Annotated in this window: 23 protein-coding genes; 7 read left to right on the top strand and 16 right to left on the bottom strand. The window is 61.7% G+C overall.

The annotated features are described in order from the left end of the window. Nucleotides 1-51: 51 nt before the first annotated feature. The 3 genes from zapE to ACNFBR_RS11545 all read right to left on the bottom strand — a co-directional run bounded on the left by zapE (nucleotide 52) and on the right by ACNFBR_RS11545 (nucleotide 3,322). A complete protein-coding gene (gene zapE, locus ACNFBR_RS11555) occupies nucleotides 52-1,146 on the bottom strand; it encodes a cell division protein ZapE (protein WP_060499786.1) in 1,095 nt (364 codons plus the stop codon). A 165-nt stretch (nucleotides 1,147-1,311) separates the two neighbouring features. Beyond that, complete coding sequence (locus tag ACNFBR_RS11550; protein WP_416735040.1) at nucleotides 1,312-2,661, bottom strand: tryptophan--tRNA ligase; 1,350 nt, start codon at nucleotides 2,659-2,661, stop codon at nucleotides 1,312-1,314. A gap of 25 nt (nucleotides 2,662-2,686) precedes the next feature. Next, nucleotides 2,687-3,322, bottom strand: a complete 636-nt coding sequence (locus ACNFBR_RS11545; RefSeq protein WP_416735039.1) for an alpha/beta hydrolase — start codon at nucleotides 3,320-3,322, stop codon at nucleotides 2,687-2,689. Nucleotides 3,323-3,457: 135 nt separating this feature from the next. Between ACNFBR_RS11545 and ACNFBR_RS11540 the strand changes: the two genes are divergently transcribed. Further along, nucleotides 3,458-3,895, top strand: coding sequence for a YhcB family protein (locus ACNFBR_RS11540; RefSeq protein WP_010952432.1), 438 nt, complete (start codon nucleotides 3,458-3,460; stop codon nucleotides 3,893-3,895). 100 nt (nucleotides 3,896-3,995) lie between these two features. Here the strand turns inward: ACNFBR_RS11540 and ACNFBR_RS11535 are convergent, their stop codons facing one another. Then, complete coding sequence (locus ACNFBR_RS11535) at nucleotides 3,996-5,192, bottom strand: methionine gamma-lyase (RefSeq protein WP_416735038.1); 1,197 nt, start codon at nucleotides 5,190-5,192, stop codon at nucleotides 3,996-3,998. Between the two features lie 127 nt (nucleotides 5,193-5,319). On the opposite strand from ACNFBR_RS11535, the gene ACNFBR_RS11530 reads away from it, so the two are divergent. Next, entirely contained in the window at nucleotides 5,320-5,799 is a 480-nt protein-coding gene (locus tag ACNFBR_RS11530) for an Lrp/AsnC family transcriptional regulator (protein ID WP_132842411.1), read from the top strand. Between the two features lie 75 nt (nucleotides 5,800-5,874). Here ACNFBR_RS11530 and cysN read toward each other — a convergent pair whose 3' ends face one another. From cysN to ACNFBR_RS11515, 3 genes are all read right to left on the bottom strand, one after another. Further along, nucleotides 5,875-7,776, bottom strand: a complete 1,902-nt coding sequence (cysN, locus tag ACNFBR_RS11525; RefSeq protein WP_416735037.1) for a sulfate adenylyltransferase subunit CysN — start codon at nucleotides 7,774-7,776, stop codon at nucleotides 5,875-5,877. Nucleotides 7,777-7,792: 16 nt separating this feature from the next. Continuing rightward, nucleotides 7,793-8,710 (bottom strand): sulfate adenylyltransferase subunit CysD, encoded by a 918-nt coding sequence (cysD, locus tag ACNFBR_RS11520; protein WP_003251799.1) that lies wholly within the window; start codon nucleotides 8,708-8,710, stop codon nucleotides 7,793-7,795. A 278-nt stretch (nucleotides 8,711-8,988) separates the two neighbouring features. After that, nucleotides 8,989-9,747, bottom strand: a complete 759-nt coding sequence (locus ACNFBR_RS11515) for a Nif3-like dinuclear metal center hexameric protein (protein WP_416735036.1) — start codon at nucleotides 9,745-9,747, stop codon at nucleotides 8,989-8,991. Between the two features lie 168 nt (nucleotides 9,748-9,915). On the opposite strand from ACNFBR_RS11515, the gene algW reads away from it, so the two are divergent. Next, nucleotides 9,916-11,076, top strand: a complete 1,161-nt coding sequence (gene algW, locus ACNFBR_RS11510; RefSeq protein WP_416735035.1) for a Do family serine endopeptidase AlgW — start codon at nucleotides 9,916-9,918, stop codon at nucleotides 11,074-11,076. A gap of 122 nt (nucleotides 11,077-11,198) precedes the next feature. Here the strand turns inward: algW and ACNFBR_RS11505 are convergent, their stop codons facing one another. The 4 genes from ACNFBR_RS11505 to ACNFBR_RS11490 form a co-directional block, all read right to left on the bottom strand. Continuing rightward, nucleotides 11,199-11,963: an amino acid ABC transporter ATP-binding protein gene (locus ACNFBR_RS11505; RefSeq protein WP_003251792.1), complete on the bottom strand. Its 765-nt coding sequence runs from the start codon at nucleotides 11,961-11,963 to the stop codon at nucleotides 11,199-11,201. Between the two features lie 10 nt (nucleotides 11,964-11,973). Further along, on the bottom strand, nucleotides 11,974-13,071 hold the full coding sequence (locus tag ACNFBR_RS11500; RefSeq protein WP_416735034.1) for an amino acid ABC transporter permease: 1,098 nt from the start codon (nucleotides 13,069-13,071) through the stop codon (nucleotides 11,974-11,976). 10 nt (nucleotides 13,072-13,081) lie between these two features. Then, nucleotides 13,082-14,260 carry an amino acid ABC transporter permease gene (locus ACNFBR_RS11495; protein WP_416735033.1) on the bottom strand — a complete coding sequence of 393 codons (1,179 nt, stop codon included), beginning with the start codon at nucleotides 14,258-14,260 and terminating at the stop codon, nucleotides 13,082-13,084. A 67-nt stretch (nucleotides 14,261-14,327) separates the two neighbouring features. After that, nucleotides 14,328-15,356, bottom strand: coding sequence for an amino acid ABC transporter substrate-binding protein (locus ACNFBR_RS11490; protein ID WP_416735032.1), 1,029 nt, complete (start codon nucleotides 15,354-15,356; stop codon nucleotides 14,328-14,330). Nucleotides 15,357-15,688: 332 nt separating this feature from the next. Here ACNFBR_RS11490 and ACNFBR_RS11485 point away from each other — a divergent pair, with 332 nt between their 5' ends. Next, entirely contained in the window at nucleotides 15,689-16,345 is a 657-nt protein-coding gene (locus tag ACNFBR_RS11485; protein ID WP_416735031.1) for an alpha/beta hydrolase, read from the top strand. A gap of 101 nt (nucleotides 16,346-16,446) precedes the next feature. After that, nucleotides 16,447-17,910, top strand: coding sequence for an ATP-dependent RNA helicase RhlB (gene rhlB, locus ACNFBR_RS11480; RefSeq protein ID WP_416735030.1), 1,464 nt, complete (start codon nucleotides 16,447-16,449; stop codon nucleotides 17,908-17,910). Nucleotides 17,911-18,027: 117 nt separating this feature from the next. On the opposite strand, the gene moaE is transcribed toward rhlB, so the two are convergent. From moaE to ACNFBR_RS11455, 5 genes are all read right to left on the bottom strand, one after another. Next, nucleotides 18,028-18,474: a molybdopterin synthase catalytic subunit MoaE gene (gene moaE, locus ACNFBR_RS11475; RefSeq protein ID WP_416735029.1), complete on the bottom strand. Its 447-nt coding sequence runs from the start codon at nucleotides 18,472-18,474 to the stop codon at nucleotides 18,028-18,030. 2 nt (nucleotides 18,475-18,476) lie between these two features. Then, nucleotides 18,477-18,722, bottom strand: a complete 246-nt coding sequence (moaD, locus tag ACNFBR_RS11470; RefSeq protein ID WP_060493259.1) for a molybdopterin converting factor subunit 1 — start codon at nucleotides 18,720-18,722, stop codon at nucleotides 18,477-18,479. After that, nucleotides 18,722-19,192 (bottom strand): cyclic pyranopterin monophosphate synthase MoaC, encoded by a 471-nt coding sequence (gene moaC / locus ACNFBR_RS11465; RefSeq protein ID WP_016489004.1) that lies wholly within the window; start codon nucleotides 19,190-19,192, stop codon nucleotides 18,722-18,724. Before moaC ends, moaD begins: the two co-directional genes overlap by 1 nt. A 248-nt stretch (nucleotides 19,193-19,440) precedes the next feature. Further along, nucleotides 19,441-20,835 (bottom strand): PhoH family protein, encoded by a 1,395-nt coding sequence (locus ACNFBR_RS11460; protein ID WP_416735028.1) that lies wholly within the window; start codon nucleotides 20,833-20,835, stop codon nucleotides 19,441-19,443. 281 nt (nucleotides 20,836-21,116) lie between these two features. After that, nucleotides 21,117-22,244: a polysaccharide deacetylase family protein gene (locus ACNFBR_RS11455; protein WP_416735027.1), complete on the bottom strand. Its 1,128-nt coding sequence runs from the start codon at nucleotides 22,242-22,244 to the stop codon at nucleotides 21,117-21,119. Between the two features lie 138 nt (nucleotides 22,245-22,382). Here ACNFBR_RS11455 and yaaA point away from each other — a divergent pair, with 138 nt between their 5' ends. Both yaaA and ACNFBR_RS11445 read left to right on the top strand, forming a co-directional pair. After that, the gene (gene yaaA / locus ACNFBR_RS11450) at nucleotides 22,383-23,162 is read left to right on the top strand and encodes a peroxide stress protein YaaA (protein WP_416735026.1); all 780 of its coding nucleotides are present in this window, start codon (nucleotides 22,383-22,385) and stop codon (nucleotides 23,160-23,162) included. 1,350 nt (nucleotides 23,163-24,512) lie between these two features. Then, entirely contained in the window at nucleotides 24,513-25,829 is a 1,317-nt protein-coding gene (locus tag ACNFBR_RS11445) for a nucleotide sugar dehydrogenase (protein ID WP_016713524.1), read from the top strand. Nucleotides 25,830-25,858 lie beyond the last annotated feature (29 nt).

Genomic DNA, 25,858 nt, shown 5'->3' with positions numbered 1-25,858 from the left:
TACGCGATCCCCTGTAGGAGCGGCCTTGTGCCGCGAATGGCTGCAAAAACCTTACGGCTTGTGCGCGCGCGACAGGAATTCGTGCGACTGCATCTCCAGCAACCGGCTCAGGGTGCGCTGGAACTCGAAGCTCAGACGCCCACCGGTATACAGGTCCTTCAGCTCCACCTCGGCCGAGATGATCAGCTTGACGTTGCGGTCGTAGAACTCGTCCACCATGTTGATGAAGCGGCGCGCGATGTCGTCGGTGGTCACGCCCATCTGCTCCACGTTGCTGAGCAGCACGGCGTGGAAGATCTTGCCCAGTTCGATATAATCGTTCTGGCTACGCGGCCCGTCGCACAGGGCGCGGAAGTCGAACCAGGCGACGTCGTCGCACGTACGCAGGGCGTTGATCGGGCGGTTTTCGATCATCAGCACGTCGTTCTCGACCGCCTGGGTGCATTCAGGGGTCAGCGCCTTGAAGCTGGCGCGCATGCTCTGGTGCGCCGCATCGTTGAGCGGGAAGTGGAACAGTTCGGCCTGTTCCAGATGACGCAGGCGGTAGTCGACGCCGCTGTCCACGTTCACCACGTCGGTGTATTGCTTGATCATGGCGATGGCCGGCAGGAAGCGCGCACGCTGCAGGCCGTCCTTGTACAGGCCGTCCGGCACGATGTTGGAAGTGGCCACCAGCGATACGCCGTTCTTGAACAGCTCTTCCATCAGGGTGCCGAGGATCATGGCGTCGGTAATGTCCGACACGAAGAATTCGTCGAAGCAGATCACCTTGGCTTCTTCGCTGAAGCGCTTGGCAATGATGGTCAGCGGGTTCTTCTCGCCCTTGAGGGTTTTCATCTCCTCGTGCACGCGCTTCATGAAACGGTGGAAGTGCGTACGCATCTTCTGCTTGAACGGCAGCGCTTCGTAGAAGGTATCGACCAGGTAGGTCTTGCCTCGCCCTACCCCACCCCAGAAGTACAGGCCCTTGACCGGGGTCTGCTCCTTCTTGCCGAACAACTTGCCGAACACGCCCGGCTTGTTGTTCTGCGCGTGCACCAGGTCGTCGTACAGGCGCTGCAGGTGACGCACCGCAGTTTCCTGCGCCGCGTCATGGAAGAAGTCGGGACGTTTCAGATCTGCTTGATAGCGTTCTAAGGGAGTCATGATTCGTTAGCGAGGCAACAAAAAACGGGCCGTCACTGTAGCGACAGGCCCGCTTAATGGCAATGAGTCTATGGGAGCGGGTTTACCCGCGAAGCAGTCCACGCGGTGCTTGGCACCGGCTATGCCGGTGTTCGCGAGTAAACTCGCTCCTACAGGCGAAATGCCTCAGTCTTGTTGTGGCTCAAGCGCTGCACGCAGGCTTTCGATAGCTGCATCACGGGCTTCGGCGCTGTCGAACTGCGGCCCGTCGGCAACCTGCTCGCCGTTCAGCCACAAGCCGAAGCTCAGGCCTTCGACGCGCACATCGGCCTCGCCACCTTGCTGCAGCTGCTTGCTCACGGCGCCGGCACTCTTGCCGTCGGCGAAGCTGCGCGACAGCAGCAACTGCTCGCCGTCGGCGGCCAGCAGGCGGAAGCGGAAGCTGCCGTCTTCGTCACGGAAGCTGACAAAGCGCGCGCTCTTGGCGGCTTTTTTCTTCACTTCGGTATTGGCCTGCACGCTGCTGCGGAACGAACGCAGGCCAACGGCCTCGCGCAGTTGCTCAAGGAACGGCGTGGCGATCTTGCGGGCCTTGGCGGCACCGGCCAGCAGGATATCTTCCAAGTCCGACGGGCGGGCGATCAGCTGGTGGTAGTACTCGCGCTTTTCGGCCAACTGGCCATCCAGCAACTGGAACAGACGCTGCTTGGCGTCGCCCCAGCCCAGGCCTTGCAACAGCTCTTCACGGAATTCAGCGCATTGCGCTGGGGTCGAGAAGGCCTGGAACAGGGTAAACAGGTGCGAGTTGTCCGGGTCTTTGGCTTCGCCTGGCGCACGCGAGTCGGTGACGATGCGCGAAATGGCGTCTTTCATGTCCTTGGCGCTGGTGAACAACGGAATGGTGTTGTCATAGCTCTTGGACATCTTGCGCCCGTCCAGGCCCGGCAGGGTCGCTACGCTTTCCTCGATCACCGCCTCCGGCAGGGCGAAGAAGTCCTTGCCCTGGCCGAACAGGTGGTTGAAACGCTGGCCAATGTCGCGGGCCATTTCCACGTGCTGGATCTGGTCACGACCGACCGGCACCTTGTTGGCGTTGAACATCAGGATGTCCGCGGCCATCAGCACCGGGTAGCTGAACAGGCCCATGGTCACACCGGCGTCCGGGTCTTCGCCGTTCTCGACGTTCTTGTCCACCGAGGCCTTGTAGGCATGCGCACGGTTCAACAGGCCCTTGGCAGCCACGCAGGTCAGCAGCCAGGTCAGCTCGGGAATTTCCGGGATGTCGGACTGGCGGTAGAAGGTCACCTTGTCCGGATCCAGGCCACCGGCCAGCCAGGTGGCGGCGATTTCCAGGCGCGACCGCTGGATACGCAGCGGGTCGTCGCACTTGATCAGGGCGTGGTAATCGGCCAGGAAGTAGAACGAATCGACACCGGGCTGCTGGCTGGCACGGATCGCCGGGCGGATGGCGCCGGCGTAGTTGCCCAGGTGCGGAGTGCCGGTGGTGGTGATACCGGTAAGAATGCGCGTGGTCATGGGTGTTCGCTTATTCAGGCTTGGCTCAGTTCGAAAGGCGCGGCAGCAGCAGATCCTTCAGATCGGTCAGCTTGCCATGGAAGAAGTGTCCGCATTCTGCCACTTTCAGCAGCTCATGGGGGCGCGACAGGCTGTCGGACCAATCGTAAACCAGCTGCGGCGCGACGACTTCGTCCGCATCCGGCTGTACCACAGTGATCGGGCAGCGCTGCGGCAACGGGAATTCGGCGGTCAGGCGCATGACGGCCGGGGCGATCATGAACAGGTGCTGCAGCTCGGTGCCTGCAGCCTCCAGGCGCCCGGCCAGGCTGGTGGCAACGAAGCCACCGAACGAGAAACCCATCAGTACCCTTGGCAGCTCGGGGTGTTTGGCCTGCAGCCAGGCGGCGGCGGCTTCGGCATCGGCCACTTCGCCTGCGCCCATGTCATGGCTGCCGGCGCTCTGGCCAACGCCACGGTAGTTGAAACGCAGGGTCACATAGCCGGCATCACGCGCGGTGCGCTGCAGGGTCGAGACCACCTTGTTGAGCATGGTGCCGCCCTGAACCGGGTTGGGATGGCAGATCAGCACCGCGCCGCGGGCTTCGGCCACGTCCAGATACAAGGCTTCCAGCTGGCCGGCGGGGCCATCGATGAACAAGGGGGTTTCGCGGACAAGCAAGGCACTACTCCGTGACCTCGGGAAGGGTCGATTCGTCTAGGTGAGGAATTCTGTTCTGATTTGCGATCGCTCGCGGTATACAGCGCAGGTCTGAGCCGTTAACGTAAAGCAAAGCCGTTTATAGAGGAAGGACTCGTGGAACTCTCGCTCCTTGTTTGGTTGTTGCCAACCCTGGCCCTGGTCATCGGTGTGGCGGTCGGTTTCATTGTTGCCCGCCTGCTGCCCAATGCGGCGCCGAGCAACACCCAGCGCCAACTGGATGACATCCAGAAGCGCTTCGACAGCTACCAGAACGAAGTGGTCACCCACTTCAACAGCACCGCCATGCTGGTCAAAAAGCTGACCCAGAGCTACCAGGACGTACAGGATCACCTGGCCGAAGGCGCCAACAGCCTGGCCCTCGACGACGTCACCCGCCAGCGCCTGCTGGCTGCGCTGCATTCCGATGCGCCGCAAGGCCCGCGCGACCGCCTGACCCCGCCAAAGGACACTGCCGAAGTACCGCGTGACTATGCGCCGAAAGCGCCTAACTCGCCGGGCATGCTCGACGAAAGCTACGGGCTCAAGCGCTGATCCGCTGAACATGAAGAAGGCCTCGTATGAGGCCTTTTTTGTGGGCTGGATTCACTGGCCTCTTCGCGGGCGTGCCCGCGAAGAGGCCGGTATAGGCCGCCTAGCAGCAAGCCTGCAACGCCTGCTCGATATCCGCCAACAGGTCCTCCACATCCTCCAACCCCACCGACAACCGCACCAACCCCTCCGATATTCCGTGATGCGCCCGCTCCTGCGGCGTGTAGCTAGAATGCGTCATGCTCGCCGGGTGCTGCGCCAGCGATTCTGCATCCCCCAGGCTCACCGCCCGGGCAAACAGCTGCAGCGCATTCATGAAGCGCCGCCCGGCCTCGATCCCGCCCTTGAGCTCAAAGGCAATCATCCCGCCCGGCAAGCGCATCTGCCGCTGTGCCAGTGCGTATTGGGCGAACGACGGCAAACCTGGGTAGTGAATCAGCTCCACCTGCGGCTGCCGCGCAAGGAACTGCGCCACCTGCAGGGCGTTGGCGCAATGCCGGTCCATGCGCAGGGCCAAGGTCTTGATACCGCGCATCAGCAACGCCGCGTCATGCGGCGACAGCACCGCGCCGGTCATGTCCTTCAGCCCTTCCAGGCGAATACGGTCGATCAGTGCCTTGCGCCCCACCACCAGGCCTGCCGTGATGTCACCATGGCCACTGAGGTATTTGGTCGCCGAATGCACCACCAGGTCCGCCCCCAGCTCCAGCGGCCGCTGCAGGTACGGCGTGCAATAGGTGTTGTCGACCACCACCTGCACATCATGCCCCCGCACGGCCTCGGCAACCGCCGCAATATCCACCAGTTGCATATTGGGGTTGGCCGGCGTTTCGAAGTAGATCATCCGCGTTTTGCTGTTGATCGCCGCTTTAAGGGCCTTGGCATCGTTGAGGTCGACGTGGCGAATCTTCACCCCGAATTCGCCAATACCGTGGTGCAGGAAAGCGAAAGTGCAGCCATACAAGGTGCGCCCGACAATCAGCTCATCGCCGGGCCGCAGGAGGGTCCAAAGGGTCGAAGTAATCGCACCCATCCCCGACGCCAGCGCCAACCCCGCCTCACCGCCCTCAAGCGAAGCCATGCGCTGCTCCAGCAAGGCCAGAGTGGGGTTGGAGATGCGGCTGTAGAAATGCCCGGCCTCTTCCCCGGCGAAGCATGCGGCGCCGTACTCGACAGTGGGGAAGGCATAGGTAGCCGTCTGGTACACAGGGGGCACCAAGGCGCCACCCTGGGAGAGCGGGTCGTAGCCATGGTGTATGGCCCTCGTGGAAAAACCGGTGTTGTTATGGGAGTCGCGCATGGCAACAGCCTCTTGTGGTTTGCTATAAGCTTATGCCACCGAGCTGGCCGATTTTTTCCAAATTAGCCCACGCGTCTGCGTGCTTGCTGGAACAAAAACAATAATTACCAGATCAGGAGGGCAAAACATGCCTTCGAGCCTCGACCGCACCGACCGCGCCCTGCTCGCTGCCTTGCAGGACAATGCCCGCCTCACCATCGCCGAACTTGCCGATCAGGTGGCACTCACCACCTCGCCCTGCTGGCGCCGGGTCAAGCTGTTGGAAGACAACGGCTACATCACTGGCTATCAAGCCATCCTCTCACCCAAGTCGCTGGGGTTTGGCGTGACGGCGTTCGTCAGCATCATGATGGACTCGCACACCAAGGACATGGCGCTGGCGTTCGAACAGCGGCTGATGGAGATTCCCGAGATCGTGGCCTGCCACAACATCTCCGGGCGCTATGACTTCCTGCTGGAAATCCTGGCCAGGGATCTTGAGTCGTTCGGGGAGTTCACCCGGGAAGTGCTGCAACGGCTTCCAGGGGTGAAGGAGATCTATTCGAGTTTTTCATACAAGGCGGTAAAGGAACGGCGGGTGATACCGGTGTCAGAGAAACATATCTGAACGGCATGCGCAGTTCCTCTGGGGCAGAAGCACAAAAAACCCCGCCGAAGCGGGGTTTTTCTTGCTAGCCAGCGCTTAGATCGCGCCGCGCTGGCGCAACACGTCCAGCACCTGCTTGACACCTTCGTCCACGCTGGTGGTCTGGGTGTCGATCACCAGGTCCGCATCCAGCGGTACATCGAACGGGAAGCTTTCACCCGGGATGTTGTCACCACCGGCGGCATACAGGCCTTGTGGGTCGCGCTCGCGGCAGGCCAGCGGCGAAGCCTGGACGTAGACGGTCACCAGGCGGTCCTTGCCGATCAGGGCCTTGGCCTGTTCGCGGCCTTCGGCATCTGGAGCGACGAACGCGGCCAGGGTCAGCAGGCCGGCTTCGTTGAACTGGCGCGCCACATGGGCAGCACGGCGCCAGTTTTCGGTGCGTCCGGCGCGGTCCTGTGGCAGGCCTTTGTTCAGGTCGTGGCGCAGGTTCTGGCCGTCGAGCACGTATACCGCACGGCCCATGTCGAACAGCTTGCGCTCCACGGCATAGGCCAGGGTGCTCTTGCCAGCGCCGGACAGGCCACTGAACAGCACGGTGGCTGGCTGTTGGCCGAAGCGCAGGGCGCGCTCTTCGGTAGACACGTGGGCCTGCTTGCCATGCTGGCCAGTGCTGCCGTGCGGCAGAACGGGCGGAGCGATGATCATGCCTGCACCGACGGTGCCGTTGGTCAGCCGGTCGATGACGATGAACGCGCCGGTGGTGCGGTTGCTGTCGTAACCGTCCAGGGCGATCGAGGCATCCAGGGCCACCTTGACGCGGCCGATCTCGTTCAGTTGCAGCGCGCTGGCGGCGCCCTGCTCCAGGGTGTTCACATCGACCTTGTGGGTGATGCTGGCGATCGAGCCCGGCACGTAGCTGGTGGCGCGCTTGATGTCGTATTTCTTGCCTGGGAGCATCGGCTCCTCGGCCATCCACACCAGCATGGCATCGAACTGGTCGGTTACCGGCGGAACGTTATCGGCGTGTACCAGCAGGTCACCACGGGAGATGTCGATTTCGTCTTCCATGGTCAGGGTCACGGCCTGGCCTGGGCCTGCATTCTCCAGTTCACCTTCGTAGGTGACGATGGACTTGACGCGGCTGCTCTTGCCCGATGGCAGCACGACGATTTCGTCGCCCTTGTGCACGACGCCGCTGGCGATGGTGCCGGCGAAGCCACGGAAGTTCAGGTTCGGGCGGTTCACATACTGCACCGGGAAACGCAGGTCGGTGAAGTTGCGGTCGGCCGACACCTCGACGGTTTCGAGGATTTCCATCAGGGTCGGGCCGGCGTACCACGGCGAGCGCTCGCTGTGGTTGACCACGTTATCGCCCTTGAGCGCCGACATCGGCACGAAGTGCAGGCTGCTCGGGGTCAGGTTGATGGCTTCGGCGAACTGCAGGTAGTCGGCCTTGATCGACTCGAAGACCTCCTGGTCGAAGCCCTTGAGGTCCATCTTGTTGACTGCGACCACGATGTGCTTGATGCCCAGCAACGAGGCAATGTAGCTGTGCCGGCGGGTCTGGGTCTGCACGCCGTAGCGGGCATCGACCAGGATGATCGCCAGGTCGCAGGTGGACGCACCGGTGGCCATGTTGCGGGTGTACTGCTCGTGGCCCGGGGTGTCGGCAATGATGAACTTGCGTTTGGCGGTGGAGAAGTAGCGGTAGGCGACATCGATGGTGATGCCCTGCTCGCGCTCGGCCTGCAGGCCGTCGACCAGCAGCGCCAGGTCCACTTCTTCGCCGGTGGTGCCGACTTTCTTCGAATCACGGGTGATGGCCTCGAGGTGGTCCTCGTAGATCATCTTCGAATCGTGCAGCAGGCGCCCGATCAGGGTGCTCTTGCCGTCATCCACGTTGCCGCAGGTAAGGAAACGCAGCAGTTCTTTACGCTCGTGCTGAGCCAGATAAGCGAGGATATCTTCGCTGATCAAATCGGATTGGTGCGACATGGAGTAACCCTGAAAATTAGAAGTAGCCCTGACGTTTTTTGTCTTCCATGGAACCGGCGCCATCGTGGTCGATGACTCGGCCCTGGCGCTCGGAAGTGCGCGTCAGGAGCATTTCCTGAATGATGTCGGTGAGCGTTTCGGCTTCCGACTCGACAGCGCCCGTCAGCGGGTAGCAGCCGAGGGTACGGAAACGCACCTTCTTCTTGACGATGCGCGCTTTCTCTTCCTCGGAGAGGTGTTCGAGGATGCGCTCGTCGTCGATCATGATCAGGGTGCCGTTCTTCTCGATGACTTCACGCTCGGCGGCGAAGTACAGCGGCACGATCGGGATACCTTCGAGGTAGATGTACTGCCAGATGTCCAGCTCGGTCCAGTTCGACAGCGGGAAGACGCGGATCGACTCGCCCTTGTTGACCTTGCCGTTGTACACGTTCCACAACTCGGGGCGCTGGTTCTTCGGGTCCCAACGGTGCTTGCTGTCACGGAACGAATACACACGCTCCTTGGCCCGCGACTTCTCTTCGTCGCGGCGCGCACCACCGAAGGCGGCATCGAAACCATGCTTGTCCAGCGCCTGTTTCAAGCCCTGGGTCTTCATGATGTCGGTGTGTTTGGAGCTGCCATGGGTGAACGGGTTGATGCCCTGCGCCACACCCTCGGGGTTGACGTGGGTGATCAGCTCCAGGCCCATTTCCTCGACCATCTTGTCGCGGAAGCTGTACATCTCCTGGAATTTCCACTGGGTGTCGACGTGCATCACCGGGAACGGCAGCTTGCCCGGGAAGAAGGCCTTGCGCGCCAGGTGCAGCATCACGGCGGAATCCTTGCCGATCGAGTACAGCATCACCGGGTTGTCGAACTCGGCGGCCACCTCGCGGATGATATGGATGCTCTCCGCCTCCAGCTGTTTCAAGTGCGTCAGTTTGTCGACCATGGCTACTCACGAAAAACGATCTTATGGACGGCCTGCGGGCCGTGTTCGAGCGAGCCACTTTATCACAGCGGCTGCTTCTATTTAGGAGGCGGGCTAGATCGAAAAGGTCTAACGATATGACTGGGGGTTTGGGCTCTGCCTGCCCACCACCGGTCGCTGTAGGAGCAGCCTTGTGCTGCGAAGAGGCCGCTACGACAGATAGAGATCTATTGCCTGTTTCGGCCTCTTCGCAAAACAAGGCTGCTCCTACACGACGAACGCGGAGAAGCCCGAAAGCCTCAGATAGGGTTCGGGCAATCGATGAACAGATGCTCCACGGCAAACCGCCGTGCCAGGTAATCGCCCAGCGCCTGCACCCCGTAACGCTCGGTGGCATGGTGCCCGGCGGCGATGAAGCTGACGCCGTTCTCACGCGCACTGTGGTAGGTCTGTTCCGATGCCTCACCGGTGAGATACAAGTCCACCCCGGCCGCAATCGCCGTGTCGATGTAGCCCTGCCCGCCACCCGTACACCAACCGACCCGGCGGATCATCTCGTCGCCTTCGATCAACAAAGGCTCACGCCCCAGCACTTCCTGCACCCGCCGTGCGAAATCACGGGCGGTCACAGGCTCGGCCAGCGAACCGACCAGCCCGACCACCTTGGGATTCTCCGGGTCCAGCGGCCCTTCGACTGTGATTTCCAGCTGCCGCGCCAACTGCACGTTGTTACCCACCTCCGGGTGCACGTCCAACGGCAGGTGGAACGCGAGCAGGCTGATATCGTTGTTCAGCAAGGTCTTCAAACGACGCTGGCGAATACCGGTGATGCACGGGTTCTCGCCCTTCCAGAAGTAACCATGGTGCACCAGCACCAGGTCTGCTTCGGCCTCGACGGCGGCATCCAGCAATGCCTGGCTGGCGGTAACACCGCTGACAATGCGGCTGACCTGGGGCCGGCCTTCGACCTGCAGGCCATTGGGGCAATAATCCTGGATCTTCGCGCTACCCAGGTAACGCTCGGCCTCTTCGACCAGGGTGTTTAGAGCGACGGCCATGAAAATCTCCTCGAAAACTGCGCTTTTCTCGGGCACAACGCCTAGCGAACGCCCGTATAATGCCGGCCATTATGGGCCGTCGCCGGCACTGGGGGAACCGGTGTATGATCGCGCGCGCTCATGCCCCACTGCGCGGCCACTGGCCCCCGCTCTTTCCAGGATTCGTTCATGTTCAAGGCTTTGCGTTACTTTGGCTGGCCCCTGCTTACCGGCATACTGATCGCCATGCTGATCATCCAGCGCTTCCCGCAGTGGGTCGGCCTGCCCAGCCAGGACGTCAACCTGCAGCAAGCACCGCAGACCACGCGGATCATGCAAGGCCCGGTGTCGTATGCCGACGCCGTGACCCTGGCCGCCCCGGCGGTGGTCAACCTGTACACCACCAAGGTGGTGAACAAGAGCGCTCACCCGCTGTTCGAAGACCCACAGTTCCGCCGCTTCTTCGGCGACAACCTGCCCAAGCAGCGCCGCTGGGAATCGAGCCTGGGCTCGGCGGTGATCATGAGCCCCGAGGGCTACCTGCTGACCAACAACCACGTCACCAGCGGCGCCGACCAGATCGTCGTGGCCCTGAAGGATGGCCGCGAGACACTGGCCCGGGTGATCGGTAGCGACCCGGAAACCGACCTGGCGGTGCTGAAGATCGACCTGAAGAACCTGCCGGCGATCACCATCGGCCGTTCCGATACCATTCACATCGGCGACGTGACGCTGGCCATCGGCAACCCGTTCGGCGTCGGCCAGACCGTGACCATGGGCATCATCAGTGCTACCGGCCGCAACCAGCTGGGCCTGAACAACTACGAAGACTTCATCCAGACCGACGCCGCAATCAACCCAGGCAACTCCGGTGGTGCCCTGGTGGATGCCAACGGCAACCTGGTCGGCATCAACACGGCAATCTTCTCCAAATCGGGCGGCTCGCAAGGTATCGGTTTTGCCATCCCGGTAAAGCTGGCGCTGGAGGTGATGAAGTCGATCGTCGAGCACGGCCAGGTCATCCGTGGCTGGCTGGGTATCGAAGTGCAGCCACTGAGCCAGGAGCTGGCCGAATCGTTCGGCATGAAGGACCGCCCAGGTATCGTGGTGGCAGGTATCTTCCGCGAAGGGCCGGCAGCCAAGGCTGGGCTGCAGCTGGGTGACGTGATCCTGAGCATCAACGGCGAGCCGGCCGGTGATGGGCGCAAGTCGATGAACCAGGTGGCACGGATCAAGCCCAACGAGAAGATCACCATCGAGGTGATGCGCAATGGGCAGCAGTTGAAGCTGATTGCCGAAGTGGGGCTGCGGCCGCCACCGGCGCCGGCTGCCAATCAGGAAGAGAAATGAGTTGAATGCTGGGGCTGCTTTGCAGCCCATTCGCAGCACAAGGCTGCTCCTACAAGGGAATGCGATCCTCCTGTAGGAGCAGCCTTGTGCTGCGAATGGGCCGCAACGCGGCCCCAATTGCATCAGTGCAAGATCTGGCTCAGGAACAACTTGGTCCGGTCACTGCGTGGCCGGTCGAAGAAGTCATCCGGCGCGGCCTGCTCCACGATCTCCCCCTTGTCCATGAAGATCACCCGGTTCGCCACCGTGCGGGCAAAGCCCATCTCGTGGGTTACGCAGAGCATGGTCATGCCATCTTCGGCCAGGCCCACCATGGTATCGAGCACTTCCTTGACCATTTCCGGGTCCAGCGCCGAGGTCGGTTCGTCGAACAGCATGATCTTCGGTTTCATGCACAGCGCACGGGCAATCGCCACACGCTGCTGCTGGCCACCCGACAACTGCCCCGGGTACTTGTGCGCCTGCTCTGGAATACGCACCCGCTCCAGGTAGTGCATGGCAATTTCCTCGGCCTTGCGCCGCGGCATCTTGCGCACCCACATCGGCGCCAGGGTGCAGTTTTCCAGAATGCTCAGGTGCGGAAACAGGTTGAAGTGCTGGAACACCATGCCCACCTCGCGGCGGATGGCCTCGATCTGCTTGAGGTCGTTGGTCAGCTCCACACCATCCACCACAATGCGCCCCTGCTGGTGTTCCTCCAGGCGGTTGAGGCAACGGATGGTGGTGGACTTGCCCGAACCGGACGGCCCGCACAGCACGATACGCTCGCCCTGGCGTACGTTCAGGTTGATGTCCTTGAGCACATGGAACTGGCCGTACCACTTGTTCACACCCTGCATCTGGATGATGCCTTCGGGGCCGGCAGGCTGCTTGATCGCTTCACTCATTTCGAAACTCCTAACGCTTGTGGCCAGTGTCCAGCTTGCGCTCCAGGTGCATGGAGTAGCGGGACATACCGAAACAGAAAATCCAGAACACCAGGGCGGCGAACACATAGCCCTCGGTGGCCATGCCCAGCCAGGCCGGGTCGGCGGCGGCTTGCTTGACGCTGTTCAGCAGGTCGAACAGGCCGATGATGATCACCAGGCTGGTGTCCTTGAACAACGCAATGAAGGTGTTGACGATGCCGGGGATCACCAGCTTGAGCGCCTGCGGCAGAATCACCAGGCCCATCGAGCGCCAGTAGCCCAGGCCCATGGCCGCGGCGGCTTCGTACTGGCCCTTGGGGATGGCCTGCAGGCCGCCGCGCACCACCTCGGCGATGTACGCCGACTGGAACAGGATCACGCCGATCATCGCCCGCAGCAGCTTGTCGAAGCTCATGCCTTCAGGCAGGAACAACGGCAGCATCACCGACGACATGAACAGCACGGTGATCAGCGGTACGCCGCGCCAGAACTCGATGAAGGTCACGCACACCACCTTCACCGCCGGCATCCGCGAACGCCGGCCCAAGGCCAGCAGGATGCCCAATGGCAAGGCGCCGACGATACCCACGGTGGCAATCACCAGGGTCAGCATCAGCCCGCCCCACTGGCTGGTCGGTACGTTTTCCAGGCCCAGATAGCCCCCGTGCAGCAGGGTGTAGGCCAGTACCGGGTACAGCACCAGGAAGCCCAGGCCATAGAAGGCCTTGCGCGGGAAACGCTTGATGAACAGCGGCGCGGCACCGAGCACGGCAAGCCACACGGTCAGGTCCACGCGCCAGCGCAGCTCGGCGGGGTAGTAGCCGTACATGAACTGGCCGAAGCGCTGCTGCACGAACACCCAGCAGGCGCCCTCCTTGGTGCAGTCGGCGCGGGTGGTGCCGACCCAGTTGGCGTCGATCAATGCCCACTGGATGAGCGGCGGCACGATCAACCACACCAGGTAGATGGCGAACAGGGTCAGCAGCGTGTTGAGCCAGCTGGAGAACAGATTGGCACGCATCCATGCGAGCACGCCGACGGTTTTCACCGGTGGCGGCATATCGGGTTTGAAGACATGGGCATTCACGGGCGTATCCTCACCGCTCGATCAGCGCAATGCGCTTGTTGTACCAGTTCATCAGCAGCGAAATGCTGATGCTGATGGCGAGATAGACACTCATGGTGATGGCGATCACCTCGATGGCCTGGCCGGTCTGGTTGAGCACGGTACCGGCGAACAGCGAGACCATCTCCGGGTAGCCGATACCGGCCGCCAGCGACGAGTTCTTCGCCAGGTTCAGGTACTGGCTGGTCAGCGGCGGAATGATCACCCGCAGTGCCTGGGGGATGATCACCTTGCGCAGGGTCGGCCCTTCGCGCAGGCCCAGCGAACGCGCCGCTTCGGTCTGGCCATGGCTGACCGAACGGATGCCGGAACGCACGATTTCGGCGATGAAGGCGGCCGTGTAGATCGTCAGCGCCAAGGTCAGCGCCAGCAGCTCGGGGATCAGTACCCAGCCACCGACGAAGTTGAAGCCCTTCAGCTGTGGCACTTCCCAGGTCACCGGGCTGCCGAACGCCAGCACGCTCAGGCCCGGGATGGCGATGAACAGCGCCAGCCCCACCCAGAACTTGTGGAACGGCACGCCGGTTTCGTCAAAACGCTTGTTGGCGTAGCGCACCATCACCACAATCGCGGCAATTGCCAACGCCAAGGCAACCACGAACGGCCAGAAACCATCGGCCATGGAGGCGCCAGGCATGTTCAGGCCACGGTTGCTGATGAAGAACATATCGTCGATGTTGATGCTGCCCCGCGGTCCCGGCAGGGTCAGGAACACGGCGAAGTACCAGAACAAGATCTGCAGCAACGGCGGGATGTTGCGGAAGGTTTCCACATACACGGTCGCCAGCTTGTTGATCATCCAGTTTGGCGACAGCCGCGCCACACCGATGATGAAGCCCAGGATCGTCGCCAGGATGACGCCGATGAAGGTCACCAACAGGGTATTGAGCAGGCCGATGACGAACACCCGCGCATAACTGTCGGACTCCACATATGGGATCAGGTGCTGGGCGATGCCGAAGCCGGCACTGCGCTCGAGAAAGTCGAAGCCCGAGGTAATACCCCGGTGTTGCAGGTTGGTTTGCGTGTTGTGGAACAGGTACCAGCCCAGGCCGACCACGAAGACGATCGTGAGGATCTGGAACAGCCACGCGCGCACACGCGGATCGTTAAGGGACAAGCCCTTGGGTGCGCCGATTTGATTTTGCATGAAGTGCCCCGGACAGTAGGGATTCGAACAACCTGCGGCGGCGGAATGCCGCCGCAGGGTGCAGCCATCAGCGCACAGGTGGCGCGTACTGGATGCCGCCGTTGTTCCACAGGGCGTTCATGCCACGGTCGATCTTCAGGTCGGTGCTCTGGCCCAGGTTCTTCTCGAACACTTCGCCGTAGTTGCCAACCTGCTTCACGATTTGCACTACCCAGTCTTTGGGCAGCTTGAGGTCCTTGCCGTACTCGCCATCCGCGCCCAGCAAGCGGGCAACGTCCGGGTTCTTGGTGGCCTTGGCCTCGGCTTCGACATTCTTCGAGGTGATGCCCGCCTCTTCGGCGTTGAGCATGGCGAACAGGGTCCATTTGACGATGCTGAACCACTCCTCGTCGCCTTTACGCACCACCGGGCCAAGCGGCTCCTTGGAAATGGTTTCTGGCAGCACCACGTAGTCGGTCGGCGCGGCCAGCTTGGAGCGCTGGGCGAACAGCTGCGACTTGTCCGAAGTCAGCACGTCGCAACGGCCAGACTCCAGCGACTTGGCGCTTTCGTCGGAGGTGTCGAAGGTGATCGGGGTGTACTTCAGGTTATTGGCGCGGAAGAAGTCCGACACGTTCAGCTCGGTGGTGGTACCGGCCTGGATGCAGATGGTGGCGCCATCGAGCTCCTTGGCGCTGGAAACGCCGAGCTTCTTGTTGACCAGGAAGCCGACGCCGTCATAGTAGGTAACACCCGCGAACACCAGGCCCATGCCGGCATCGCGCGAACTGGTCCAGGTGGTGTTGCGCGACAGTACGTCGACCTCGCCCGACTGCAGGGCGGTGAAGCGTTCCTTGGCGTTGAGCTGGCTAAACTTGACCTTGGTGGCATCGCCGAACACGGCGGCGGCCACGGCGCGGCAGACATCGGCGTCGATACCGACGATCTTGCCCTGCGCATCAGGTACCGAGAAGCCTGGAAGACCGTCGCTCACGCCACACTGGACGAAGCCCTTCTTCTTTACCGCATCGAGGGTGGCGCCGGCCTGGGCATTGCTCACGGCGCCCAGCGCGGCGGCAGCGGTCAGGACTGCCAGGGTGGTTTTCAACATCTTCATTCACAACCTCCAAATCGCTCTTGTTGTATCGAGCCGGAATTGCACCGCACCCTTTTGAGGCATATCCGACCCGTATTGGCTTGTTATTGGGTCAATTGGCGCAATGGACTGTTCTATGACAGCCTTCGCGTGCAAAGGGTGTTACCGTCACGGCCTGCCCTTTGCATCACAGGTTGAATTGCAAAGGGCGTACCAAATTTTCTGGCTGTAGCGTTTAAGCGCTCGTCAAGTAGGGAAAGTTGTATCGTTGCGACATTCTTTTTCCGACAATCATTTGCAGTGCCTTCTTTTCACGCACGCCATAACAAGACCCGCACACTTTCGGAGCAGTCATGACCAACCCGCTGATTCTCGAACCGCAGAAAACCGCTGACGCCTGTGTGATCTGGTTGCACGGCCTGGGGGCCGACCGTTACGACTTCCTACCTGTGGCCGAATTCATGCAGGAGCGCCTGCTCAGCACCCGCTTCATCATGCCCCAGGCGCCGACCCGCCCCGTGACCATCAATGGCGGCTACGCCATGCCCAGCTGGTACGACATCAAGGCCATGACCCCGGCCCGCGCCATCGACGAAGCCCAGCTGGAAGCGTCGGCCGAGCAAGTGGTTGCCCTGATCAAGGCCGAGCAGGCCAAGGGCATCAACCTGTCGCGGATCTTCCTGGCCGGTTTCTCCCAGGGCGGCGCGGTGGTGCTGCACACGGCCTATATAAAGTGGCAGGAAGCACTGGGCGGGGTGATCGCCCTGTCCACCTACGCCCCCACGTTCAACGAGCAGCACCAGCTCAGTGCCTGCCAGCAACGCACCCCGGCCCTGTGCCTGCATGGCGTGCACGACCCGGTAGTCATCCCGTCCATGGGCCGCACCGCCTTCGAGTACTTGAACACCTGGGGCGTCGCCGCCCGCTGGCACGAATACCCGATGGAACACGAAGTGGTAGTCGAGGAGCTGAACGACATTCACCAATGGCTGGCCAAGCAACTGCAATAAGCCGCGACCGTCTGTAGTTGTAGGGCTATTCCACTACGCCGCGCCCGAATCTTGCATTACACTGCCCGGCGTACATTCCTTAACCAGTTGATGAGACGATCGTGCTCAAGGCACTCAAGAAAATATTCGGCAAGGGAGACGCCGCGCCACAGGCCGTCGCTCCCGCTGCCAGCGTGACGCCACCGGCGCCCGCGCCCGCCAGCGAGGCCCGGCCCGCAGCCAAACCGGCCGCCCCGCGCGCCAACCCCACCGCCAAGGCTGAACGGCCTGCCGCCGCTACGCCAGCGGCCGAGAAGCCGGCCAAGGACAAACCGCGTCGCGAGCGCAAGCCCAAACCGCAGGCCAGCCTGTGGAAGCCCGAAGACTTCGTGGTCGAGCCGCAGGAAGGCAAAACCCGCTTCCACGACTTCAAGCTGTCCAACGAACTGATGCACGCCATCCACGACCTGGGCTTCCCGTACTGCACGCCGATCCAGGCGCAGGTGCTGGGTTACACCCTGCGTGGCCAGGACGCCATCGGCCGGGCCCAGACCGGTACCGGCAAGACGGCCGCCTTCCTGATTTCGATCATTTCCCAGCTGCAGCAGACGCCACCGCCCAAGGAACGCTACATGGGCGAACCGCGCGCGCTGATCATCGCCCCCACCCGCGAGCTGGTGGTGCAGATCGCCAAGGACGCTGCCGCCCTGACCAAGTACACCGGCCTGAACGTGATGAGCTTCGTCGGCGGCATGGACTTCGACAAGCAGCTCAAGGCCTTGGAAGCGCGCCACTGCGACATCCTGGTGGCCACCCCAGGCCGCCTGCTGGACTTCAACCAGCGCGGCGAGGTGCACCTGGACATGGTCGAGGTGATGGTGCTGGACGAAGCCGACCGCATGCTCGACATGGGTTTCATCCCCCAGGTCCGCCAGATCATTCGCCAGACGCCGCCGAAAAGCGAGCGCCAGACCCTGCTGTTCTCCGCCACCTTCACCGACGACGTGATGAACCTGGCCAAGCAGTGGACCACCAACCCGGCCATCGTCGAAATCGAGCCGGAAAACGTGGCCAGCGAAACGGTGGAACAACACGTGTATGCGGTAGCTGGCAGCGATAAGTACAAGCTGCTGTACAACCTGGTGACCCAGAACAAATGGGAACGGGTAATGGTGTTCGCCAACCGCAAGGACGAAGTGCGGCGTATCGAAGAAAAGCTGGTGCGTGATGGCATCAATGCCGCCCAGCTGTCGGGCGACGTGCCGCAGCACAAGCGCATTCGTACCCTGGAAAGCTTCCGCGAAGGGCGCATTACCGTGCTGGTGGCCACCGACGTGGCGGGGCGCGGTATTCACATCGATGGCATCAGCCACGTGATCAACTTCACCCTGCCGGAAGACCCGGACGATTACGTGCACCGTATTGGCCGAACTGGCCGTGCGGGGACCAGCGGTGTATCGATCAGCTTTGCCGGTGAGGATGACTCATATCAGCTGCCAGCAATCGAAGAACTGCTGGGGCGCAAGATCAAGTGTGAAATGCCGCCGGATGAGCTGTTGAAGCCGGTGCCGCGCAAACACCACTGATCGGTGTTGGCTTCTTCGCGGGCAAGCCCGCTCCTACAGGTTTCAAAAGCTATAGAGTACCTGTGGGAGCGGGCTCGCCCGCGAACCGGTGCGAAGCACCGGCCATCAAGCAATGGCCTACCAGCGCCCCGCCGCCTCCTGGTCACTCTGCTTCCCTTCCACCCAGCGCGGCCCTTCCTGGGTATTTTCCTTCTTCCAGAACGGCGCCCGGGTCTTCAGGTAGTCCATGATGAAGTTGCAGGCATCGAACGCCGCCTGCCGATGGGCACTGGCCACACCGACGAACACGATCGGCTCGCCCGGCTCCAGCGCACCGATACGGTGCAACACCTCCACCTTCAGCAGCGGCCAGCGCTGCCCGGCCTCGACCACGATCTTGGCCAGCGCCTTTTCGGTCATGCCCGGGTAGTGCTCAAGGAACATCCCCGCCACGTCGCGGCCATCGTTGAAATCCCGCACATAGCCGACAAAGCCAACCACCGCACCCACGCCGACGTTGGCCGCATGCATGGCATTGACCTCAGCCCCCGGGTCGAACGCGCCTTCCTGCACTCGCACTGCCATGTTCAGCCTCCGGTCACCGGCGGGAAGAATGCCACTTCATCACCCTCTTCCAATGGCTCATCCAGCTTGCACAGCTCTTCGTTGCGCGCGCACATCAGGTTCTGCTCGGCCAGCACTTCGTACTGCCCGCCCTTGGCCACCAACGCCTGGCGCACATCGTCGAGCACCTTGAACGCCCCCTCCACACGTTCGGCATCCACGCCCAACAGCTCGCGGTAACGGGCGAAGTACATCACCTTGATCTTCATCACGCCTGCACCTTGTAGTGGCCGCTCTTGCCGCCAAGTTTTTCCAGCAGGCGCACCTGCTCGATGACCATGCCCTTGTCCACCGCCTTGCACATGTCGTAGATCGTCAGCGCGGCGACACTGGCAGCGGTCAGCGCTTCCATCTCCACCCCGGTCTGCCCGGCCAGCTTGCAACGGGCGACGATGCGCACGGCGTCCTGGCCTTCGGCACTGAGCTCGACCTTGACGCTGGTCAGCATCAGCGGGTGGCACAGCGGAATCAGGTCGCTGGTCTTCTTCGCCGCCTGGATCCCGGCAATACGCGCCACGGCGAACACGTCGCCCTTGGGGTGTTCGCCATCGACGATCATCTGCAAGGTCTGCGGCAACATGCGCACCCGCGCCTCGGCGGTGGCCTCGCGCTCGGTAACGGCCTTTTCAGTGACGTCGACCATGTTGGCCCGCCCCTGGGAATCAAGATGTGTCAGCACTGCTCTGCTCCTGTGAAGGGAACAGCCAGTGTAAACCCACGGGTCAGGTTTGCGCAGTGGGTTGTGTCGGCCCACATAGGCTTCAAGGCATGCACATCATCTGTAGGAGCAGCCTTGTGCTGCGAAGGGGGTCGGTACGACTGATAAGGGGCTGTGCCTGCAATGGCCTCTTCGCAGCACAAGGCTGCTCCTACAAAGGGAGGCGATAAGGCCGAAAGGCCGGGCGGCGAACCGCCCGGCGATGGGGTTTACAAATGCGACTCGGCGTACTCGGCCAGCACCGAGCGGGGCACGCCCTGCAGGGTAATGTGCACGCCATGGGGGAAGTCCTTGAAGCGCTCGGTCAGGTAGGTCAGGCCCGAGCTGGTCGCGGACAGGTAGGGGGTGTCGATCTGCGCCAGGTTGCCCAGGCAGACCACCTTGGACCCGGAACCGGCACGGGTGATGATGGTTTTCATCTGGTGCGGCGTCAGGTTCTGGCACTCGTCGATCAGGATCAGGCTTTGCTGGAAGCTGCGACCACGGATGTAGTTCAGCGACTTGAACTGCAGCGGTACGCGTTCGAGGATGTACTCCACACTGCCATGGGTGCTTTCGTCATCCATGTGCAAGGCTTCGAGGTTGTCGGTGATGGCGCCCAGCCATGGCTCCATTTTTTCGGCCTCGGTACCCGGCAGGAAGCCGATCTCCTGGTCCAGCCCCTGCACGCTACGGGTGGCGATGATGCGCCGGTAGCGCTTGCTGACCATGGTTTGCTCGATGGCCGCGGCCAGGGCCAGGATGGTCTTGCCGGAGCCGGCGGCGCCGGTCAGGTTGACCAGGTGGATATCCGGGTCGAGCAAGGCGAACAGCGCCAGGCTCTGGTGAATGTCCCGTGGTTTCAGTCCCCAGGCTTCCTGATGCAACAACGGTTCCTGGTGCAAGTCCAGCAACAGCAGTTCGTCGTTGCGGATGCCCTTGATCCAGCCGACGAAGCCCTGCTCATCGATGATGAACTCGTTGATATGCACGGCTGGCAGGTTGTCGATCATCTGCACCCGATGCCAGGTCCGGCCACGCTCCTGACGGGTATCGACCTTGCTTACCCGGTCCCAGAACGAGCCGCTGACCGAGTGGTAGCCCTTGGACAGCAAGGACACGTCATCGACCAACTGGTCGGTGCTGTAGTCCTCGGCCGCAATGCCACAGGCACGGGCCTTCAGGCGCATGTTGATGTCTTTGGTGACCAGCACCACGTCCAGGTCGGTGCGCCGGCTGCGGACTTCGAGCAGGGTGTTGATGATGATGTTGTCGTTGAGGTTTTCCGGCAGCAACTTGCTGGGCTCGTTGCGCGGGCTCATCAGGATCGACAGGAAGCCCTTGGGCCCGCTCTTGTTGCGCTGGATCGGCACGCCCTGCTCGACATCGCTGGGCGAAGCGTCACCGAGGGTCTGGTCGATCAGGCGGATGGCCTGGCGGCATTCGGCGGCGATGGTCTGTTTACCGGTCTTGAGCTTGTCGAGTTCCTCCAGCACCGTCATCGGGATGGCGACGTGGTGCTCCTCGAAGTTCAGTAACGCGTTGGGGTCGTGAATCAGGACGTTGGTATCGAGCACATAGAGGATTGGCTTGCTGGAGGAAGGGTTGCGTCCTTGGTCATCCATACTCGGTCACCTTATGTCGAAGCCATACGGCGCGGTCTGCTGCGCCGCAAAGTGACTGCCGCTGTTCCCGTATCCGCGTTGTTACGGGCGGGAAGCGCTCCTGACAAGGTGGGCCTGGATGACGCCACCTGTGCTGCAGGAATCGGCTGTCTGGTTTCTTCATACCGCAAAAACCATGACCGAAAAAAGCATTTTTACGCGTTTTTGAACTTTATTTTTCCGATTGACGAAGAGGCCTTGGCGGCAGCGCCAGAGGGGACTACGCTCAGAAGTCATACCCTCTACTCGCTATATGCATATTCCCGGCAATCCTCCCAGCCAATTCCGCTCTGCGCGGTATTGTGCAGCAACCACGCCACCGCTGGCTGCGCCTTGGGCAGGCTGTCATGGAACTGAATCACGCCCTTGCGCCACAGCAGCATCAGGGTCAACACCCGCTGCGCCGAGGCTTCCGCACCCAGTGCGCCGTCATCCAGGGCATCGATATCCCACAACGACACCTGCAACTGCTGGCTGGCCATGAATGCCTCGCCATCGGCACGGCGCTGGCCGTAGGGCGGGCGAAACAGCGGCACATAGTGGTCCGGCAGGTCGGCCTGCACCCGCGCCTGGCTACGCCGCAGCGAATCCTGCCAGCCCGTCCACTGCGCATGGGAGCGGTACTCCCAACCCTGGATACCCACGCATTGGCCGTCGTAGAGCTGTCGCAAGGCATTCGCCGGCCCGCCATCACGGCGTTGTTGCAAGCGGTTGCCGAGCACGAAGAACGTGCCCTGCAATTTTTGTCGGCGCAGGTAATCCGCCAGCTGGTCGGTACTGCCGCCATCAGCTCCTGGCCCGCCGACGAAGGTCAGCAGGAACATGCGGTCGTTCAGCTCGTCACCATTGCGCTCACGTGAGGACAGCCGCTCGATTTCGCTGCTGGTCTGCGGCAGCAACGCCGCCTTGCGCAGTTGTTCATCCAGGTAGCGCACATGAAACTGATGGCTTGGCTCGATCCAACCTGTATAGAACGTGCCGACATCGGTAGCGAACGTCGCTGCCTGCGTGCGCAAATCAGCCATCGACGTAACCGGGTAGCAGAACGACGCATCTTGCTCGCAGCTGCGCTGCGCCTGTTGATAACCCTCCCACAACCGCTGCCACATGTGCGCCCGAACCTGACGCACTTTCTGCAGGTTGATCTGCCGCAGCCCCAAGCGCGCCGCCAGCGCCGCATCGTCCAGCAGCTCGCTTTCGTGGAGCACCTGGGCGAACGAGAGGATCTCGGCCCGCGAGGCCACATCGAATAACGCCGGGCTGTCCAGTTGCTCGGGCCACAGGCTGCGGTCAAGGCTTGCCGGGGGTGACGGGGCGGCTTGCACGGCCAGGCTCAACAAAGCGGCCAGCAAGGTAAAGGCAATGCGCACGGTCGAAGGCTCCGCAACGGCAAAACGCGAACTATAGCGCCTGCACCGCCCCATGGTCTGTGACTATCGTCGCCATAGTTTGGACTTGCACCGCCCAGCCCGTAGAATCCCCGGCCAACGATGCCAGGAGCCGACCCGATGCTGACGGTGATTTCCCCCGCCAAGACCCTCGACTACGACACCCCGCCAGTAACCGAGCGTTTCACCCTGCCCCAGTACCTGGACGACTCCCAGGCACTGATCCAGCAGCTGCGCGACCTGTCGCCAGCGCAGATCAGCGAACTGATGCACCTGTCCGACAAGCTCGCCGGCCTCAATGCCGCGCGCTTCGGCAGCTGGACCCCAGACTTCACCCCCGCCAATGCCAAACAGGCGCTGCTGGCGTTCAAGGGTGACGTGTACACCGGCCTCGATGCCGAGAGCCTGAGTGAAGACGATTTCAGCTACGCGCAAGACCACCTGCGCATGCTTTCGGGCCTGTACGGCCTGCTGCGCCCGCTGGACCTGATGCAGCCCTACCGCCTGGAAATGGGCACCAAGCTGGCTAACGCCCGTGGCAAGGACCTGTACGCCTTCTGGGGCACACGCATCAGCGAATGGCTGAACCAGGCCCTGGCCGAACAGGGTGATGAGGTGCTGCTGAACCTGGCCAGCAACGAGTACTTCAGCGCGGTGAAACGCAGCGCACTGAAGGCTCGGGTGATCAACGTCGACTTCAAGGACCTGAAGAACGGCCAGTACAAGATCATCAGCTTCTATGCCAAGAAAGCCCGCGGCATGATGAGCCGCTTCGTGATCCAGCAGCGCATCAGCGACCCGGAGCAGCTCAAGCAGTTCGATGTGCAGGGGTACTACTACAGTGCCGAGCAGTCCAAGGCTGATCATCTGGTGTTTTTGCGGGATCATCCGGGCGATTGATCCTGCATTTGCTCTGCTCTTGAGATCGAGCGCCGCCCGCGCGGCGCATCGCGAGCAAGCTCGCTCCTACATCTGTTTCGGGCCAATTATTCCTGAGGCGCTGACGCGCGCCCCCTTGGCGCTCACCTCGATATCGTGCCGGGCAAACAAGGCGGCCGCGCGCATTGGCGCAGGCATTACTGGCCCGAAACAGATGTAGGAGCGAGCTTGCTCGCGATGCGCCGCGCGGGCGGCGCTCGGTCTCATAGGCGCTGAATATGTTATGCCGAGCACCTTTCAGCCCTGATACCCTCGCAAGACATGCCCCGCCAACCTACAACAACTCCAGACTGTTCTTACCTGACAGGTGTTCGCCTTAACAGGTGCAGCGCCTGGGAGATCGAGCGCCGCCCGCGCGGCGCATCGCGAGCAAGCTCGCTCCTACATTTGTTACGGCCAGTCATTCCTGGGAAATTTGCGCGCGAACGCCTTGGCGCATGACTCGATGCCGCGTCGCACAAACAAGGCGGTCGCGCGCGACCGGCACAGGCAAAACTGGCCCGAAACAAACGTAGGAGCGAGCTTGCTCGCGATGCGCCGCGCGGGCGGCGCTCGGTCTCATAGGCGAAGACCCTCTCAAGGCATACCCCTCCGAACCAGTCATAAAAGAATATTTTTTGACGCCAAAAATCCACCGCGCCCACCCTTATCGCCAAACGCCATAAGACCGTTCATAGCTTTTTTGACGTTTTTTGAAAAATATTTTTCGATACTGGCATAAAAATATCTCGTAACAGTTACACCCTTGATACACGGGGGTGAAACACCCGCGTGCTATCAAATTGAAACTGCTTACAACTGAATAAATATTTAGAAATCTTTCATCCGAGCGAAACCCACTCAGGAACTTCTCCTGCGACCTACCGCTCATAGTGCCGTAACGATTTGCCTGCCTCTGGGCTGTGCGAGATGACTTACAGATGACAACGGCAGGTATCCACTACCCGCCCTGATAACTTCGACAGGTATCACGGGAACGCCCGAAAACCTTGTCCATGCAGGAGAGACGCGCCCCTTAAAAATCGTCCTAGTGGTTGATTTCAAAGGATTTATCCACTTGAAAAAACAAGCACAGCAACGCGCCAAGTAGCGCCTTGTAATAAAGACGGCTGCATTTCAGGGCACGTTTTTTAATAGATGGCTTTTTACTGCCAACTTTGAGTGCATAACTTTTTGCGCTCCGGATTTATTTTGCCTGCGCTCGGCGAAGTGTGCATTCGCCATGGACCCGTGCGCCCGAAAACTGTTGTTAATCAACCCGGCCGGCACTTCTGGTAAGCGTCGGCGTGATAAACACATGAGGTGATAGCGATGCGTATCAGCATCTTTGGTTTGGGTTATGTGGGTGCAGTCTGTGCAGGCTGCCTGACGGCGCGTGGCCATGAAGTGATCGGTGTGGACGTTTCCAGCACCAAGATCGACCTGATCAACCAGGGCAAGTCGCCCATCGTCGAACCTGGCCTGGAAGCACTGCTGCAACAGGGCATCGCCAATGGCCGCCTGCGTGGCACCACTGACTTCGCCGAAGCCATCCGTGCCAGCGACGTGTCGATGATCTGCGTGGGTACGCCCAGCAAGAAAAACGGCGACCTGGGCCTGGAATACATCGAGTCGGTGTGCCGCGAAATCGGTTACGTGCTGCGTGACACCACCCGCCGCCACACCATCGTGGTGCGCAGCACCGTGCTGCCTGGCACCGTCAAGAACGTGGTCATCCCGATCCTCGAAGACTGCTCGGGCAAGAAGGCCGGTGTCGACTTCGGTGTCGCGGTCAACCCGGAATTCCTGCGTGAAAGCACCGCCATCAAGGACTACGACCAGCCACCGATGACGGTCATCGGCGAGCTGGACAGCGCCAGCGGCGACATCCTCCAGGCCCTGTACGAAGAACTCGACGCACCGGTCATCCGCAAGCCGATCGAAGTGGCCGAGATGATCAAGTACACCTGCAACGTGTGGCACGCCACCAAGGTCACCTTCGCCAACGAAATCGGCAACATCGCCAAGGCCGTGGGCGTCGATGGCCGAGAAGTGATGGACGTGGTCTGCCAGGACACCGTGCTGAACCTGTCGCAGTACTACATGCGCCCTGGCTTCGCCTTCGGCGGTTCGTGCCTGCCCAAGGACGTGCGTGCCCTCACCTACCGCGCCGCCAGCCTCGACGTGCGTGCACCGCTGCTCGACTCGCTGATGCGCAGCAACGAATCGCAGGTGCAGAACGCTTTCGAGCTGATCGAAGCCCACGACAAGCGCAAGGTCGCCCTGCTCGGCCTGAGCTTCAAGGCCGGCACCGACGACCTGCGCGAAAGCCCACTGGTGGAACTGGCCGAGCGCCTGATCGGCAAGGGCTACCAGCTGGACATCTACGACGAGAACGTCCAGTACGCCCGCGTCCACGGCGCCAACAAGGACTACATCGAATCGAAGATCCCGCATGTGTCGTCGCTGCTCAACGCCGACTTCCAGCAGGTGATCGACAACGCCGACATCATCGTCCTCGGCAACCGTGACGAGCAGTTCCGCGCGCTGGCCCAGCAAGCGCCAGCCGGCAAGCAGGTGATCGACCTGGTCGGCTTCATGAGCAAACCAACCTGCACCACCAGCCGCACCGAAGGCATCTGCTGGTAAGTGCCTGGCCGGGCAGCGCAAGCCTCCCC

Source organism: Pseudomonas sp. NY11955 (genome assembly GCF_048068035.1).
GTDB lineage: Bacteria > Pseudomonadota > Gammaproteobacteria > Pseudomonadales > Pseudomonadaceae > Aquipseudomonas.
This window is presented reverse-complemented; position numbering and strand designations above follow the sequence as displayed.

Bases quoted from the DNA above. Each gene is read 5' to 3' on its own strand.
- zapE (WP_060499786.1), bottom strand. From the start codon at position 1,146: ATGACTCCCTTAGAACGCTATCAAGCAGATCTGAAACGTCCCGACTTC.
- ACNFBR_RS11550 (WP_416735040.1), bottom strand. From the start codon at position 2,661: ATGACCACGCGCATTCTTACCGGTATCACCACCACCGGCACTCCGCAC.
- ACNFBR_RS11535 (WP_416735038.1), bottom strand. From the start codon at position 5,192: ATGCGCGACTCCCATAACAACACCGGTTTTTCCACGAGGGCCATACAC.
- ACNFBR_RS11530 (WP_132842411.1), top strand. From the start codon at position 5,320: ATGCCTTCGAGCCTCGACCGCACCGACCGCGCCCTGCTCGCTGCCTTG.
- cysN (WP_416735037.1), bottom strand. From the start codon at position 7,776: ATGTCGCACCAATCCGATTTGATCAGCGAAGATATCCTCGCTTATCTG.
- cysD (WP_003251799.1), bottom strand. From the start codon at position 8,710: ATGGTCGACAAACTGACGCACTTGAAACAGCTGGAGGCGGAGAGCATC.
- ACNFBR_RS11515 (WP_416735036.1), bottom strand. From the start codon at position 9,747: ATGGCCGTCGCTCTAAACACCCTGGTCGAAGAGGCCGAGCGTTACCTG.
- algW (WP_416735035.1), top strand. From the start codon at position 9,916: ATGTTCAAGGCTTTGCGTTACTTTGGCTGGCCCCTGCTTACCGGCATA.
- ACNFBR_RS11505 (WP_003251792.1), bottom strand. From the start codon at position 11,963: ATGAGTGAAGCGATCAAGCAGCCTGCCGGCCCCGAAGGCATCATCCAG.
- ACNFBR_RS11495 (WP_416735033.1), bottom strand. From the start codon at position 14,260: ATGCAAAATCAAATCGGCGCACCCAAGGGCTTGTCCCTTAACGATCCG.
- ACNFBR_RS11490 (WP_416735032.1), bottom strand. From the start codon at position 15,356: ATGAAGATGTTGAAAACCACCCTGGCAGTCCTGACCGCTGCCGCCGCG.
- ACNFBR_RS11485 (WP_416735031.1), top strand. From the start codon at position 15,689: ATGACCAACCCGCTGATTCTCGAACCGCAGAAAACCGCTGACGCCTGT.
- moaE (WP_416735029.1), bottom strand. From the start codon at position 18,474: ATGGCAGTGCGAGTGCAGGAAGGCGCGTTCGACCCGGGGGCTGAGGTC.
- moaD (WP_060493259.1), bottom strand. From the start codon at position 18,722: ATGAAGATCAAGGTGATGTACTTCGCCCGTTACCGCGAGCTGTTGGGC.
- ACNFBR_RS11460 (WP_416735028.1), bottom strand. From the start codon at position 20,835: ATGGATGACCAAGGACGCAACCCTTCCTCCAGCAAGCCAATCCTCTAT.
- yaaA (WP_416735026.1), top strand. From the start codon at position 22,383: ATGCTGACGGTGATTTCCCCCGCCAAGACCCTCGACTACGACACCCCG.
- ACNFBR_RS11445 (WP_016713524.1), top strand. From the start codon at position 24,513: ATGCGTATCAGCATCTTTGGTTTGGGTTATGTGGGTGCAGTCTGTGCA.